This is a genomic window from Sphingobacterium humi, from assembly GCF_009768885.1.
Lineage (GTDB): Bacteria > Bacteroidota > Bacteroidia > Sphingobacteriales > Sphingobacteriaceae > Sphingobacterium > Sphingobacterium humi.
In genome coordinates, this window is sequence record NZ_WSQA01000005.1 from 58,104 (window position 1) to 73,119 (window position 15,016).

Sequence of the window (15,016 nt, forward strand, 5' to 3'; positions counted from 1 at the left end):
TAAAATGACACAAAAAGAACAACATAAAAGGTTAGGCGATACCCTTTGGAACATTGCGAATGATTTACGGGGAGCAATGAATGCGGATGATTTCCGTGATTACATGCTTTCGTTTCTTTTTCTTCGGTATTTATCGTTCAACTACGAGGAAGCTGCTAAAAAGGAATTGGGAAAGGATTATCCTGAAATTAAATCAAAAGATTTAAGACCCGATTTTGTAATTCCGCCACCGTTAGAAGAATGGTACAAAAATAATGAGGAAGATGTAGAAGAATTTGAAGAACAGATGCGTAGAAAAGTGCATTATGTAATCAAACCAAAATACCTATGGAGCAACATTACCGAATTGGCTCGTACTCAAAATGATGATTTATTAGAAACACTTGAAAATGGATTTCGCTATATCGAAAACGAATCGTTTGGTACTACATTTAAAGGACTTTTTTCTGAAATTAATCTCAATTCGGAGAAGTTAGGAAAAACACCAAAAGAAAGGAATGATAAACTTTGTAAGGTTATTGGAAAGATAGCTGAAGGGATTGCTGATTTTTCAACGGATACCGATACACTTGGAAATGCTTATGAATATCTGATTGGTAAATTTGCCGCAGGTTCAGGAAAAAAAGCAGGAGAATTTTACACGCCGCAAGAAGTTTCAACCATTCTTTCCGAAATCGTTACTTTAGACAGCCAAGACCCTACAACAGGACTGAAACCGAAGTTGGATAAAGTGCTGGATATGGCTTGCGGTTCGGGGTCTTTACTTTTAAATGTTCGTAATCAATTAAAGAACGCTAAGGGAAGTATTGGCAAAATTTACGGTCAGGAAAAGAATATTACCACCTACAACCTTGCCCGAATGAATATGTTATTGCACGGGATGAAAGATACCGAGTTTGAGATATTCCACGGCGATACATTGCTCAATCAATGGGAATTACTCAACGAAATGAACCCAAGCAAAAAAACAGAGTTTGACGCCATAGTTGCCAATCCACCATTTAGTTTGCGTTGGGAACCCAACGAAGCAATGGGTGAAGATTTTCGTTTCAAAAGCTATGGCTTAGCGCCCAAATCGGCAGCCGACTTCGCGTTTTTATTGCACGGCTTTCACTTTCTTGGTAAAGAAGGTACGATGGCGATTATTTTGCCACACGGAGTACTGTTTCGTGGTGGTGCAGAAGAGCGCATAAGAACGAAACTGTTGAAAGACAACCATATTGATACGGTTATTGGTCTGCCTCCCAATTTGTTCTATTCTACGGGTATTCCTGTTTGTATTTTAGTATTAAAAAAATGTAAAAAACAAGAGGATGTATTATTTATTAATGCAGCTGAACATTATGAAAAAGAAAAACGACAAAATTCACTTAGTGAGAACCATATTAAAAATATTGTAGAAACTTACAAATTTCGAAGTGAAAGAGAGCGATATTCATGTATAGTTTCGATGGATGAAATAGAGAAGAATGGTTATAATTTGAATATTTCCCGTTATGTAAGTACAGCAGAAGATGAAGTGATTATCGATTTAAAAGAGGTGCATAGGGAATTGGAAATAATTGAACGAAAAATCAATAGCAGTACCAACCAACACAATGAATATTTGAAAGAATTGGGATTGAAAACAATATAAAAGACCATGGATAATTGATCTTAAATGCAAAAAAGATCTAGAATTTGCGAAAAGAATTTTGTAACCTAGAAATTCGATTAATACTTAATATAAGTTTCACAAAAACAACATAGCCCATTGCTTTAAGCAGTGGGCTGTTTTTTTTAAATGATTTAAACAGGAAAAGTTTCACATAATCGGCTAATGCTGAGAATTACCTTCCAACACCTTGCTAATATCACTTCTACGGATAAGGATTTTCCGTTCGAGTTTGATAAGAGGTATCAGTCCGTCATCCCTTTAATTTTGCAAGTTTTGTTTGCTGATGGGAAGCATCTCGAAAACCTGTTTGTCTGAAATATAGAGTTCCCCTTTTTTGAGTTAGTGGAAATATTCTCTAATTAACAGTAATTCATTTTTGATTCCTAACAAAACTTCCATTTGGGCAAACATATTGACGTTTGAATTTTCAACCTGTTTCATTTCTTTTGCTTTATTTACTGGTGGCTTTTCCTCCCCCCCATGAGTAATCTCCCTTCGGGTCTTACTATCCCGAAATACAATAAAACAGTTTAATTATATTAAACAAACATGATTTTGTCTATTTGCTTTGAGCTAACGGAAATACGTTGAAAAGCATAGTAATAAGCACCGTTACTAAATCTATACCTAACTTTTTTGATTATCATTTTTAAAGCCTAGTAAATCAACCGATAGAGCTTTTTCCTGAAAACTTTAATATATAGGTTGGAATCAACAGATCCAGCAAGAAGAATTATCAAGAGTCGGTTTACCCATAAACCATATTTTTATATCAATTTCTACTTATAAACTGAAATTCTTCTACGCTGTTCCTGTTGAGGCTAACTTATTTTTTTGTGAATTAAAAGGCAAAGGAAACATGGGTCAACACGCGGTTGCCGGCATCGATTCTACCTTTTCCTAAATCTTGGTTCAGTGGCGTTTGAAAAGAGGCACCTACAGACACCCGTTTGAAGTTGGCTTCTAGGCCCACACTGGCATTTAACAAGTGTCCGCCTGTTTCTTCCACTTTATAACCCATGGCATGGTCTTTTTGCTGACGCTCGTAGGACAAACCTAGGTTTGGCGCCAAGCGTTTATCCATGCCTAAACTAATTTTATAATAGGCGGCTGCATTGGCGGCAAACTTATTTCCGTAACGGTAATCGTCTTTATTTTCGGTGTTGATCTTATAACTGGCATTGGCATTAATGCCAAAATCTTGCAGACGGATATCATACATCAAGCTTGGGATAAAGTCTAAACTTCCGGTTCCCAGCTGAAAGATATTCGGGTTTGTAGCGACCGCATTTTGCTGTTCTTGTACGTCATAAGCACCTGAAGGAAGTTTTACACCCATACCTAGCCATAAGGATTGAACGAGTAATTTGCTGTTGGCGGTGGTTTGTGATCCATCAAATAGTTTGAAATAACCGTTGATCACCACGTCGCCAAGTCCGTTTTTCTTCCGGGTAAGGTCATTACCTTCGGTATATTTCTCATTGAAGTTATATGGAAGGATAGCCAATACGCGCCAGCGCTGACCAATATTCCAGGCGCCCCAAAGTTCCATGCTTTGGTATTTTTCGTCGGTTGTTAAGGCGGTGCGGTTGCCATGGATATCCAATTGGGTGGTCAATCGGTTAAATTGATAGCGAACCCCCATAAAGCGTTTGCTGAAATCGGGCAGAAGACCGATATAATAGCCACCCACACCACAACCACAGATGTCGCAGGCTTTGGCAACAGGCATGCTGGCTAGCAGGAGGAGGGCAAGTGCAATTTTTTTCATATTATTCTTGGAATAAAGGGTTTTTGATAAAAGTTTCATCATTTAAGGTATTGAGGAAGGCCAGCAATTGCTGTACTTCCAGATCGGAAAGGGAAATCCCCATATTTTCGCGAAGAATAGGATCGAGGTTTTCCGTCGCCTGCACCTCACGGCGGTAATGTGTAATGACAGCTTCCAAGGTTCGAAATCGGCCATCGTGCATAAATGGTGCGGTATATCCCAGGTTGCGTAAAGTCGGCACCCGGAATTTAAGCTTGTCATTTGGCAGTTGGGAAATCTCAAAGCGCCCCAGGTCGCCCGCCGGGTTAATGCCAATGCCATTATCGCGGAAGGAATGATCGGTAAATAAGGGTTCCTGATGGCAGCTGCTGCATTTGCTTTTAAAAAGGCTATAACCTGCCGCTTCTTCTGTTGTAAACGTCGCCTCCTTGCGAACCACCTTATCGTATTTGGACTGGTCGGAAACCATCAGTAGCATAAATTGCGACATGGCTTTTAACATATTGATGCTGGTGATTTCTTTGCTACCAAACGCTTTTTGAAAGAGGTTCTGGTATTCCGGAGAATTGTTGAGTTTTTTCAGCACATTCGGAAACTTCTCATCCATCTCTACTTCGTTTTCAATAGGGGCAACAGGAAAGAGGTCTAAATGGATAACACCACCATCCCAAAAGAAGGTTTCATTCCAGGCCAGGTTCATGAGTGGCATGCTGTTTCGGATGCCCAATCGATCGTCGATGCCATGACTTACATCATGCCCATGATGGGTAAAGGCATGGCCGGAGATGTGGCAGCTTCCACAGGAGATGGTATTATCGCGGGAAAGAAGCGGGTCGTAAAACAGCTTTTTGCCGAGTTCAAATTTTTCTTTCGTAATGGGGTTGCTGGCTAATTTATACAGCGGCTCAGGGAAGTGAGCCGGTTGCACAAAAGCAAGCAATTGTTCCTCAATAAGGTCATCCGCCTTTCTACAGGCGATGACCGTTAGCAGAATAACCCCCAATACGAGGAGGGCTTTTCTATTCATTGCTTAATTTTTGGAAATTATGGGTATGGTCATGTCTAAACATGCCGGCATAGTTATCTGCGATTAAATCATTCGGGCCGCCAACCATAACGGTGCTATTTGTGGCGATACTGATTTTATTAGGGCCATCAAATACTTTTCCTAAGTCGACCATTAAATGGATATCCGAACTTAGGTTTTCTTTTACTTCGGCAGCACCAGCAGCCGTCAGGTCGACTTGAATAACTTTTACGTTATCTTTAGTTGGGGTTTTGTCGCCCCCGAATAGGCCAATATGGTATCTGAATTTTTTATCCTTAGCGGTAGATACCGGGGAATTACCTTCCATTTTAAAGAAAATATAACCGGTATTCCAGCCCCAATACATATCATTGGCGCTGATATCTAAAATCCCGGTGCGCTCTTCTAGCGGTAGGATGTTGGTTTCCTTATCCAATCCTAGTGTAAATTCCAGTTTTTGGTATTTACCTTCAGGCACTTTTACTGTGGGGAATAAACTGGCTTGTTTGCTGGCATCTACCAAGAAATAAGCATCTTTTTTCGGTACGGTATAGATTTCACCTTTAGTATTGGTCAACTTAATATTGCTGATAAAGTATTTTAGGGTTTCGATATTAAATTGTTCGTTGCTGCCGTTGCTGTAATTATAAGAAGAAAGCACTAATGTTTTGCCACCCACAATATTATCGAATTTCAGTTTTACCTGACCTTGTTTATCGGCATTGAAGTTTGTTTCATTATCTTTTGAGCAAGAGAAAAGGGTTGCTAGCAACATAAGGCCAGCCAATGTATGTTTTAAATTCATGGTTTTACGTTTAACGAGTATTAAATAAAATAAATAGGGTGGCTTGCCGTGGTTTACGGAAGCATCAAATAGTTTAGAATAATGAGTTAAACGAGGGGTGGGTGGAAGAGCGAGCCAATATGATCCTTAGGATTTAAGGAACTTTGGTATAGGGGATAATCTTGCGGTAACAAGATAACTGTTTGTGGGTTTTCAAAACAAAACTCCACAGCATCTACCGTTGATGCTTCATGAAAATGAACTTTGAAATTCTGTTGTTCCTTCTCCTGCTGGTCTTTTAGTTTTTGCATTAAATAACATTGACCATGACAGCTGTTGTTTTCCATATTCCGCTGAATACAGAGATACTTTTCAATATAATTTTGATTGTAATAGAAGGAGGCGGAAATCAATAAGGTCATGTTGCTTTGTAAAAGCATGATAGGAATCATGATATAGAGCAAAAACCTGTTCATTATGCCCTGCAAATCTATAAATAAAGTTCGTAAGTAAAAATTTTACATTGAATTAATTTACTATAATGAAACGAACGTAATTGTGATAAATAGTTTTTGTACTTTTGTAAAGTTTGCAAAATACGTAAAGCGAAAAGACATGGAATTGAACTTACAGCGCCCGTTGGCCTTTTTTGATTTAGAAACAACGGGAGTAAATGTTTCTTTGGATAAGATTGTAGAGATTGCTATCCTGAAGGTGTTACCAGGAGGTAAGGAGGAGAGTTTAACGTTTCGGATCAATCCGGAAATGCCAATTCCTGCGGAGTCATCTTTTTTTCATGGCATCTATGATGCCGATGTGAAGGATCTCCCGCCATTTCGGGAACGAGCAGAGGAAATTGCTGCTTTTATTGCCGATGCAGATTTAGCAGGGTATAACTCGAATAAGTTCGATGTGCCGATGCTGATGGAGGAGTTTTTACGTGCAGGCGTTGATTTTACCTTAGAAGGTAGAGCCTTTGTGGATGTGCAGAATATATTCCACCAGATGGAACAGCGTACTTTAAAAGCGGCTTACCGTTTCTATTGCAATCAGAATTTAGATAATGCCCATAATGCGGAAGCCGATGTGCGTGCCACTTATGAAGTGTTAAAAGCGCAGTTGGCGAAGTATGAAGGTGCGCAGTTTGAAGATAAATTAGGGGTGGTTAGTACCCCTGTTGTTAACGACGTGCAGGCCTTACATGCATTTACGAATTTGAGTAAACCGGTTGATTTTGCGGGGCGCATTGTTTACGATGAGGATGGCGACCCGGCGATTAATTTCGGAAAGCATAAAGGCAAGAAGGTGACCGATGTTTTTGATGTGGAGCCTAGCTATTATGCTTGGATGCAAAACGGAGATTTCCCTTTGTATACCAAGAAGGTGTTGGAATTGCTTTGGAATACGCATAGAAATGCGAAAAAACAAGCGAAACCAGCTGCTACGGTGGAGCATAAGCCGCAGCCAAAGCCTGCAAAAGCGGCAGAACCGGCCAAGCCGATTACTTCAGACATGTTGATGCAATTGCAAGGAAAGTTTAAAAAATAGAGGATATAAATATAGATTATGAATAACACAGTACAAGAAACAGAACACGTATCATGCTTGATTATCGGTTCAGGACCTGCAGGGTATACCGCGGCGATTTATGCGGCTCGTGCAGACTTGAAACCCGTGGTTTACACGGGATTGGTTCCAGGAGGTCAGTTGACCCAAACCACCGAAGTAGATAACTTCCCAGGCTATCCAAAAGGAATTACAGGGCCAATTATGATGGAAGATCTGCGCGCGCAAGCGGAACGCTTTGGTACAGATGTTCGATTTGGTTATGCCACTAAAGTAGATTTTTCTAGAGATGGGGGTGTGCATACCGTAGAGATTGATGGCACTAAGACCTTAACGGCAGATTCGGTAATTATTGCGACCGGTGCTACGGCAAAATGGTTAGGCTTGGAGTCGGAGCAAAAATACAATGGCTTTGGTGTTTCTGCCTGTGCCGTTTGTGATGGCTTTTTCTTCAAAGGACAAGATGTAGCTATCGTTGGTGCTGGCGATACAGCAGCGGAAGAGGCTACTTACCTGGCTAAATTATGTAGAAAAGTATATATGTTAGTGCGTAGAGACGAGTTCCGTGCGTCAAAAGCCATGGTTCACCGTGTTATGAATACGCCAAACATCGAGGTATTGTTTAACTCGGAAGCGGAGGAGATTGTAGGTGACGGACAGGTGGTAACCGGCATCCGTGTGATCAATAACCAAACGCAAGAGACAACGCATTTAGATATTACCGGTTTCTTCGTCGCTATCGGTCATAAACCAAATACGGAATTGTTCCAAGGTGTATTGGATATGGATGAAACAGGCTATTTAATTACAAAAGCAGATAGTACAGCGACCAATATCCCTGGTGTTTTTGCTTGTGGTGATGTACAAGACCATGTGTACCGCCAAGCGATTACAGCTGCCGGAACAGGTTGTATGGCTGCTTTAGAAGCAGAACGTTACTTAGTAGCTAGAGAAGATATCGTAGTATAAGCGACAAGAAAATAACTAATAAAAAACCTTCTGCATTTGTTGTAGGAGGTTTTTTTTTGTGCTTTGCTGCAAGCTTCTAAAAGAATAAAGGGACCAACTCACATCAGCCCCTTTATTTTCAGTAAAAGTAATCCAAACGATAGACAAGGCTATGCTGGAATAGCAAATTTACTTTTTAGTCGGTTACTTTTTTATACCTATAAATAGGTATTTTTTTTAAGGCTAAATGATATTGAAATGTTTTAAGGCATTCCATATTCCGTCGTTGTCTACATCATCGGTGGTATGGTTGGCAATGGCTTTCACTTCAGGATTCGCATTGCCCATGGCGATGCCTAGCTGCACGTGTGCTAGCATACTGATGTCGTTGCCACCATCGCCAAAGGCCATGGTATGGCTGATATCGATGTTGAAATGCTTACAGAAGATATCGACCCCTACCTTTTTGCTTAATCCTTTGGGGTTAACATCGGCAAAGAGGGGCGTCCAGCGGGAAGCAAGGGAATTCGGCATGACGGTATTCATAAATTCTTCTTCTTCCTCGGGGCCTAAGAAGATATTGGTTTGCAAAATACTGCTGGTATCTACGGCCTCAATATCCACTAAAGGTGGAACTGGTAGGTTTAAATGCGCATACATACCGGCAATTTCTGGCGTCACATCATGGATGGTGATTTCCTGCTCCGACATAAAGGAAAAGCTCAGGGGTTTCTCTCGAGCATAATCTAACACCGATTGAATATCTTGGCTATCGATTGGCTGACGAAATAAGACCTCATGCGATTGGGTAAGGCAATAGCCTCCATTGAAGGTGATATAGCCATCGAAGTCTAAAAACTTAATATGATCGATGCTGTTGATGGAGCGTCCGGTGGAAAGAATGGTTTTGATGCCCTTGCTTTGTAAACAGCGGATGGCTTCAACAGTAGATTCAGGAACACGGTGGGTTTTAAAGCTTAATAGTGTACCGTCGATATCAAAGAAAACGGCTTTAACAAGTGGATTCTGCATAGACAAAGGTACGTTTATTGCCGCGGAATAGACAGCGTATCCTTATCTTTGTTAAAAAATAGGAATCATGGGTTTATACCAACAATTTATCGAACAGTTAAAAGGAAGCCTCAAGGATAAAACCCTTGTAAAGCTATCGCTGGGGAATTATAAAGGCCAGGAAGAAGGCTTAAAAAACTTGTATGTGAAATTGGTGGAAATAAAAAGGGAGATTAAGTTGTCCTTTGTATACCGGTATCAAACGCGTGATATCACGAAGAATTATAGTTTAAGAGATGGTTTTGATGTGCTGGTAGAGTCTGTTCATTACAAGGGGTTTAGATCGGTTACTCTGCGTACGCTGCATGAAAGTTTGGAAATGCAGATGAACAAAAAAGGCGAGTGGATGGGGAAGGTAGTGAAGGCGGAGCAAGCGACGGAAATTCAACTTTCACATGATAAAAAGAAGGAACGTAAAATTGCAGATACCCAACAATCTTATTTACAAGATCTGCGCTTAACGGATGAAAAAGGGCAAGTGTTTAAGAATGCGCAAGATAAGTGGAAACAGATCAATCATTATATTGAGATTTTGAGTACTCCCTTATCGGCATTGCCTGCTGATAAGCCTTTGCAAATTGTTGATATGGGCGCCGGCAAAGGGTATTTAACCTTTGCGCTCTACGATTATTTAACCCATAAGCTGCAACGGGATGTGCAGGTGCATGGGGTTGAGTTCCGAAAAGATTTGGTGGACCTGTGTAATCAAATTGCCGAGCGTGCTCATTTTGACAAGCTTCGTTTTGAAGAGGGCACCATTGAGGATTATGTGCCTCAGGAAAAAATAGATGTCCTAATTGCTTTGCATGCCTGTGATACAGCAACAGATGATGCAATTTATCAAGGGATTCAACAGGAGGCCGAATTAATTGTGGTAGCGCCGTGTTGCCATAAGCAAGTGCGCCGCGAATTGGAACAGCATAAAGCACCTAATCAGCTTCAGTTTATGACCCAGTATGGAATCTTCCTGGAGCGGCATGCGGAAATGTTGACCGATAGCATACGTGCCTTAATTCTGAACTACTATGGCTATGAAACCAAAGTAATGCAGTTTATTTCCGATCAGCATACCCCTAAGAATGTGATGATAGTAGCCAGTAAGAAAGTTGTAAATCAGGGGCAGCAGGAGCTTATTTTGAGCCAATTGCAGGAGCTGAAGCGCTACTTTGGCCTAGGCTATCAGCACTTGGAGCGTTTATGTGGTCTGGAGAATGCCTAATGGCTGGATTTTGTCGGTAATCATACCTTCATTTCGGCGCAAAGTTCTATCTTTGTGTTTTGAAAAAACGATACCATGAGAATTTCATATAATTGGTTAAAAAACTTTATTACCCTAGATAAAACCCCGGAAGAGCTTTCATTGATTTTAACGGATATCGGCCTGGAGGTGGAGTCCTTAGAAGTGGAGCAAAGCATTCCCGGCGGTTTGGAAGGCTTGGTGGTAGGGGAAGTATTAACCTGTGAGCAACATCCGAACGCTGATAAATTAAAAGTTACAACCGTAAATATTGGCTCGGGAGAGCCTTTACATATTGTTTGTGGAGCACCCAACGTGCGCCAAGGATTGAAAGTTATTGTTGCCCCCGTGGGCACTACTTGCCATCCGACAAACGGTGAGCCCTTTAAAATTACCAAATCTAAGATTCGTGGCGAGGTTTCTGAAGGCATGTTATGTGGCGAGGATGAAATTGGCTTAGGCAGCTCGCACGCTGGTATTGTAGAGCTTGATGGACAGGCAGCAATCGGATCTTTAGTAAAGTCGTACTTCAATATGGAAGACGATTACTGCTATGAAATCGGATTAACGCCAAACCGTGCTGATGCGGCTTCCCATTTAGGGGTAGCACGTGATTTAGCGGCTTATTTCCAAATTCCGGTGCATGCTGTAGATGTTGCTGATGTGGAGGCCGGAACGGTAGCAGGTACTGCTGTACAGGTGGCTGTTCCTGATGATGCGCCTCGTTATGCAGGGATTAATATTTCAGGCATTCAGGTGGGCGAATCGCCGGAGTGGCTAAGAACAAAATTAGCGGCTATTGGGGTTCGTTCGATCAATAATATCGTCGATGTAACAAATTATATTCTACACGATTTAGGTCAACCTTTACATGCTTTTGATACAGATAAGATTACTGGAAACCAGGTGATTGTCCGTCGTGCAAACGAAGGTGAGTTATTTGTAACTTTAGATGGCGTAGAACGTAAGTTATATGCGGATGATTTGGTTATTGCAGATGCAGAAAAACCGATGTGTATTGCCGGGGTATTTGGTGGCGCGCATTCGGGCGTAACAGAAACGACAACTTCCATTTTCTTGGAATCGGCGTATTTCAACCCGGTTACTGTTCGTAAAACATCGAAAAGACACGGTTTGAAAACCGATTCTTCCTTCCGCTTCGAGCGTGGGGTGAATCCGGATATCACCGTTATTGCCTTGAAAAAAGCAGCCAAGTTAATCGCTGAGGTTGCAGGAGGTCAGGTTTCATCTACTTTGGTAGACCTTTATCCAGCACCTATTCAACCTTTTGAATTCGCGGTTTCTTATAAAAATATTCAACGTATTATCGGAAAGGCCATTCCTGCCGAAACTATTCGCGCTATTATTGTGAACCTTGGGATTGGTATCAAGAATGAAACTGCCGAGGGTTTTGATGTAGTAGTGCCTCCGTATAAAGTGGATGTTACCCGTGAAGTGGATGTGGTGGAAGAGGTATTGCGTATTTATGGCTATAACAATATTGAACTGAATACGCAGATTAAAGCTTCTTTAAATACTTCTGAAAAACCAGATCGGGAAGTAGTCTTGAATCAGGTAGCCGATTTACTGATCAGCAATGGCTATCGGGAGATTCTTTCCAACTCCTTGACCAAAGCGGATTACCTGGAAGATGAAGCAACAGCGGTACGCTTGTTAAATCCATTGAGTAGTGATTTGGACTGCATGCGTCAAAACCTATTGTTCTCTTCTTTAACGGCAGTAGCCTATAACCAGAAGCGTAAAAATGGCGACTTAAAGCTGTTTGAATTAGGTAAATCATACCATACGGCTGAAGATTGGTATGCCGAAAAGAATTTGCTATCCTTGGCTATTGCAGGGCATAATCAGCCGGAGCAATGGAACTCAGCCCATAAGGAGGTTGATTTCTATGCCATCAAAGCTGCCGTAGATGCGATTATTCGTCGCTTAAAGGTTGAGGGTATCCGTACGGAAGAATACACCGGTGCTTACTTTGATTACGGTTTAACTTATCGCAAAGGGGAGAAGGCCTTGGTATCTTTTGGTGCCGTAGCGAAAGCGAATTTAAAGAAAGCGGATGTAGATGGTCCGGTTTTCTTTGCGCAATTCGATTGGGATTTGCTTTTGAAAGTGATTAAAAAGAATAAAATCACCTACAAAGAGGTGTCTAAATTCCCGGCGGTGCGTCGTGATTTGGCCCTGTTGTTAGATGAGCAAGTGAGCTTTGAGACCCTGCGTCTAATTGCTTCACGTACAGAGAAAAAACTGTTGAAGGAAGTAGGGATTTTTGATGTGTATAAGGGCGATAAACTGCCTGCAGGCAAGAAATCGTATGCCTTAAGTTTTGTGATTCAGGACGAGGAGAAAACTTTGACCGACAAACAAATTGATGGCATAATTCAAAAATTAATTACTAACTTTGAGAAAGAGGTTAACGCTTCAGTGCGCTAAACCACATACATTAAATTGCGAAAACATATGGCGTCATTATCTTCCCAAATGAATATTATCGTTGAGAAAACGAAAAATCTCATTCAATTGTGTGAAGCCTTGCAAGAAGAAAACGACTTATTAAAGTTAGAAGCACAATCTTTGCAAGTGGCGTTTGAGACCAGCTCGGAAAAGGTTAAACAATTGGAAGAGAAAGTGAAAGCTCTAGCCGTTGCTAAAACCTTGGACGATTCCTCAGTCGATAAGGAAGCCATAAATGAAAAAATACTTGACACAAAACAAAAAATTAACGATTTTGTGCGAGAAATAGACAAATGTATCAGTCTTTTGAAGTAGGATAAGAGGGGTAGAGAAAGACTTGCTACGTTTTTAAGCTCAAGAAAAATGGGAGAAATTTCCATAAAAATAAATATCGCTGATCGAGTATACCCACTTCGTGTTGACACCGAAGAAGAGGAGGTGATTCGCTATGCAGCGAAATTAATAAACGAAAAAATAAAAGAATTGCAGGATAATTATGCAGTTCGTGATAAGCAGGATCTCTTGTCGATGTGTGTATTGCAATATGCCACCGGGATGATCAAAGCCGAGAAGAACGCCCAAAACCAGGATTCCGGTGTAGAAACTGCCGTACATGAATTGGATAATCTACTGACAAACTTCTTTTCAAAATAAAACGTTTGCGTTCTTATACTTAGAGCTTATAACGACGAATTTGCCGCAATTAAATTCGGGTTGTCACTATTTTAAACTTAACGCTTCAATATCACGAGCAAAATTAAGATGTAGGCCATTTTGCGAAAGCCATCTAGGTCATGATCACAAGCTCAAATCATGTGTAATCGAAGTTTAATAATACATGGTACCTGATAATTTAATTGCGGTTTTTTTTTGGATTTAAATCGCTATTACATTAACATATAAATTACAAACAATGGAGTTATCAACAACTATATCAATAATAATATCGCTGGTTGTGGGGGTGTTTATTGGACGATATCTATTACAGATGTTGTTCAAGAAGCAAGAGCAATCGGCACATGAAAAGGCTGCGCAGATCGTAAAAGACGCAGAACAACAGGCCGAGCACGTAAAGAAGCAACGCCAATTAGAGGCCAAAGAGAAATTCTTACAATTGAAGGCCGAGCATGAAAAAGAAGTAAACCAACGTAATAATTCCCTGTCACAGAAGGAGAATTCAATGCGCCAGAAGGAGCAATCCTTAAATCAAAAACTGGAAAACCTAAATCGGGAAAAACAAGACCTTGATAATAAAGCCAAGAAATTAGACCAATTAGTTGATCTTAACGAAAAGAAAAAAGAAGAAGTTGAGCAACTAAAAGGACAACATATTAAACAATTGGAAAGCATTGCTGGTCTTTCTGCCGACGAAGCTAAAGAGCAATTGGTGACTTCCCTTCAGGAAGAAGCCCGCTCGCAAGCGATTATCCAGATTAAGGATATCGTGGATGAAGCTAAATTAACAGCTTCTAAAGAGGCAAAGAAAGTGGTTATCCAAACGATTCAACGGACCGCTACAGAGGCTGCAATCGAAAACACGGTATCGATTTTTAATATCGAGAACGATGAGATTAAAGGTCGTATTATCGGACGTGAAGGCCGTAACATCCGTGCGCTAGAAGCTGCAACAGGCGTGGAGATTATCGTTGATGATACCCCGGAAGCGATTATCCTTTCTGGATTTGATCCGGTACGTCGTGAGATTGCTCGTCTTTCCTTACACCGCTTGGTAACGGATGGTCGTATCCACCCGGCACGTATTGAGGAAGTTGTGGCGAAAACACGTACGCAAATTGAGGATGAGATTGTAGAGATTGGTGAGCGTACAGTGATCGACCTAGGGATTCATGGTTTACACCCTGAATTGATCCGTATGGTTGGTAGAATGCGCTATCGTTCTTCTTACGGTCAGAACTTATTACAGCACTCGCGTGAGGTGGCAAACTTTGCGGCTACTATGGCTGCGGAGCTTGGACTGAACGTGAAGCATGCGAAGCGTGCAGGCTTATTGCACGATATTGGTAAAGTGCCCGATGATAACCCGGAACTTCCGCACGCGATCTTGGGTATGCAGCTTGCTGAAAAATACAAAGAGCATCCGGATGTGTGTAATGCCATCGGTGCCCACCACGATGAAATTGAAATGACTTCCATGATATCGCCGGTTGTTCAGGCTTGTGATGCCATCTCTGGCGCACGCCCTGGTGCACGTCGTGAGGTTGTGGAAAGCTATATCAAACGCTTGAAGGAATTGGAAGACCTTGCGCTTTCTTACCCCGGCGTAGAGAAAACATTCGCTATTCAGGCGGGTCGTGAGCTACGTGTTGTTGTAGAAAGTGAGAAGGTATCGGATGCGCAGGCAGAAATTCTGGCGGCTGATATCTCTAACCGTATTCAAACGGAGATGACTTACCCAGGTCAGATCAAGGTAACGGTTATTCGGGAAACCCGTTCGGTTTCCTACGCGAAATAGATTTTATTTG

The 15,016-nt window shown here is 41.3% G+C and carries 13 protein-coding genes; 8 read left to right on the plus strand and 5 right to left on the minus strand.

Translation table 11 applies throughout. The annotated features are described in order from the left end of the window. Nucleotides 1-4 precede the first annotated feature (4 nt). The gene (locus GQF63_RS08035; protein WP_160368714.1) at nt 5-1,636 is read left to right on the plus strand and encodes a type I restriction-modification system subunit M; all 1,632 of its coding nucleotides are present in this window, start codon (nt 5-7) and stop codon (nt 1,634-1,636) included. An 862-nt stretch (nt 1,637-2,498) separates the two neighbouring features. Here the strand turns inward: GQF63_RS08035 and GQF63_RS08040 are convergent. From GQF63_RS08040 to GQF63_RS08055, 4 genes are all read right to left on the minus strand, one after another. After that, nucleotides 2,499-3,428, minus strand: a complete 930-nt coding sequence (locus GQF63_RS08040) for a transporter family protein (RefSeq protein WP_160368715.1) — start codon at nt 3,426-3,428, stop codon at nt 2,499-2,501. 1 nt (nt 3,429) lies between these two features. Then, the gene (locus GQF63_RS08045) at nt 3,430-4,455 is read right to left on the minus strand and encodes a cytochrome-c peroxidase (RefSeq protein WP_160368716.1); all 1,026 of its coding nucleotides are present in this window, start codon (nt 4,453-4,455) and stop codon (nt 3,430-3,432) included. Continuing rightward, the gene (locus GQF63_RS08050; protein ID WP_160368717.1) at nt 4,448-5,260 is read right to left on the minus strand and encodes an MbnP family protein; all 813 of its coding nucleotides are present in this window, start codon (nt 5,258-5,260) and stop codon (nt 4,448-4,450) included. Before GQF63_RS08050 ends, GQF63_RS08045 begins: the two co-directional genes overlap by 8 nt. Before the next feature lie 86 nt (nt 5,261-5,346). After that, nucleotides 5,347-5,679 (minus strand): hypothetical protein, encoded by a 333-nt coding sequence (locus GQF63_RS08055; RefSeq protein ID WP_212592505.1) that lies wholly within the window; start codon nt 5,677-5,679, stop codon nt 5,347-5,349. A 175-nt stretch (nt 5,680-5,854) separates the two neighbouring features. Here GQF63_RS08055 and GQF63_RS08060 point away from each other — a divergent pair, with 175 nt between their 5' ends. Both GQF63_RS08060 and trxB read left to right on the plus strand, forming a co-directional pair. Then, nucleotides 5,855-6,787 (plus strand): 3'-5' exonuclease, encoded by a 933-nt coding sequence (locus tag GQF63_RS08060; protein WP_160368719.1) that lies wholly within the window; start codon nt 5,855-5,857, stop codon nt 6,785-6,787. A gap of 18 nt (nt 6,788-6,805) precedes the next feature. Then, nucleotides 6,806-7,774: a thioredoxin-disulfide reductase gene (gene trxB / locus GQF63_RS08065; RefSeq protein WP_160368720.1), complete on the plus strand. Its 969-nt coding sequence runs from the start codon at nt 6,806-6,808 to the stop codon at nt 7,772-7,774. A 222-nt stretch (nt 7,775-7,996) separates the two neighbouring features. On the opposite strand, the gene GQF63_RS08070 is transcribed toward trxB, so the two are convergent. Further along, nucleotides 7,997-8,785 (minus strand): Cof-type HAD-IIB family hydrolase, encoded by a 789-nt coding sequence (locus tag GQF63_RS08070; protein WP_160368721.1) that lies wholly within the window; start codon nt 8,783-8,785, stop codon nt 7,997-7,999. Between the two features lie 67 nt (nt 8,786-8,852). Here GQF63_RS08070 and GQF63_RS08075 point away from each other — a divergent pair, with 67 nt between their 5' ends. From GQF63_RS08075 to rny, 5 genes are all read left to right on the plus strand, one after another. Continuing rightward, complete coding sequence (locus GQF63_RS08075; RefSeq protein ID WP_160368722.1) at nt 8,853-10,043, plus strand: class I SAM-dependent methyltransferase; 1,191 nt, start codon at nt 8,853-8,855, stop codon at nt 10,041-10,043. Between the two features lie 75 nt (nt 10,044-10,118). Beyond that, nucleotides 10,119-12,512, plus strand: a complete 2,394-nt coding sequence (pheT, locus tag GQF63_RS08080; protein ID WP_160368723.1) for a phenylalanine--tRNA ligase subunit beta — start codon at nt 10,119-10,121, stop codon at nt 12,510-12,512. A gap of 27 nt (nt 12,513-12,539) precedes the next feature. Further along, nucleotides 12,540-12,848 carry a hypothetical protein gene (locus GQF63_RS08085; RefSeq protein WP_160368724.1) on the plus strand — a complete coding sequence of 103 codons (309 nt, stop codon included), beginning with the start codon at nt 12,540-12,542 and terminating at the stop codon, nt 12,846-12,848. Between the two features lie 48 nt (nt 12,849-12,896). Beyond that, nucleotides 12,897-13,187, plus strand: coding sequence for a cell division protein ZapA (locus tag GQF63_RS08090; RefSeq protein ID WP_160368725.1), 291 nt, complete (start codon nt 12,897-12,899; stop codon nt 13,185-13,187). A 259-nt stretch (nt 13,188-13,446) separates the two neighbouring features. Next, complete coding sequence (rny, locus tag GQF63_RS08095) at nt 13,447-15,006, plus strand: ribonuclease Y (RefSeq protein WP_160368726.1); 1,560 nt, start codon at nt 13,447-13,449, stop codon at nt 15,004-15,006. The last annotated feature ends 10 nt before the right edge of the window (nt 15,007-15,016 follow it).

Coding starts and splice junctions, on each gene's coding strand:
- GQF63_RS08035 (WP_160368714.1), top strand. CDS start 5: ATGACACAAAAAGAACAACATAAAAGGTTAGGCGATACCCTTTGGAAC.
- GQF63_RS08040 (WP_160368715.1), bottom strand. CDS start 3,428: ATGAAAAAAATTGCACTTGCCCTCCTCCTGCTAGCCAGCATGCCTGTT.
- GQF63_RS08045 (WP_160368716.1), bottom strand. CDS start 4,455: ATGAATAGAAAAGCCCTCCTCGTATTGGGGGTTATTCTGCTAACGGTC.
- GQF63_RS08050 (WP_160368717.1), bottom strand. CDS start 5,260: ATGAATTTAAAACATACATTGGCTGGCCTTATGTTGCTAGCAACCCTT.
- GQF63_RS08055 (WP_212592505.1), bottom strand. CDS start 5,679: ATGCTTTTACAAAGCAACATGACCTTATTGATTTCCGCCTCCTTCTAT.
- GQF63_RS08060 (WP_160368719.1), top strand. CDS start 5,855: ATGGAATTGAACTTACAGCGCCCGTTGGCCTTTTTTGATTTAGAAACA.
- trxB (WP_160368720.1), top strand. CDS start 6,806: ATGAATAACACAGTACAAGAAACAGAACACGTATCATGCTTGATTATC.
- GQF63_RS08070 (WP_160368721.1), bottom strand. CDS start 8,785: ATGCAGAATCCACTTGTTAAAGCCGTTTTCTTTGATATCGACGGTACA.
- GQF63_RS08075 (WP_160368722.1), top strand. CDS start 8,853: ATGGGTTTATACCAACAATTTATCGAACAGTTAAAAGGAAGCCTCAAG.
- pheT (WP_160368723.1), top strand. CDS start 10,119: ATGAGAATTTCATATAATTGGTTAAAAAACTTTATTACCCTAGATAAA.
- GQF63_RS08085 (WP_160368724.1), top strand. CDS start 12,540: ATGGCGTCATTATCTTCCCAAATGAATATTATCGTTGAGAAAACGAAA.
- GQF63_RS08090 (WP_160368725.1), top strand. CDS start 12,897: ATGGGAGAAATTTCCATAAAAATAAATATCGCTGATCGAGTATACCCA.
- rny (WP_160368726.1), top strand. CDS start 13,447: ATGGAGTTATCAACAACTATATCAATAATAATATCGCTGGTTGTGGGG.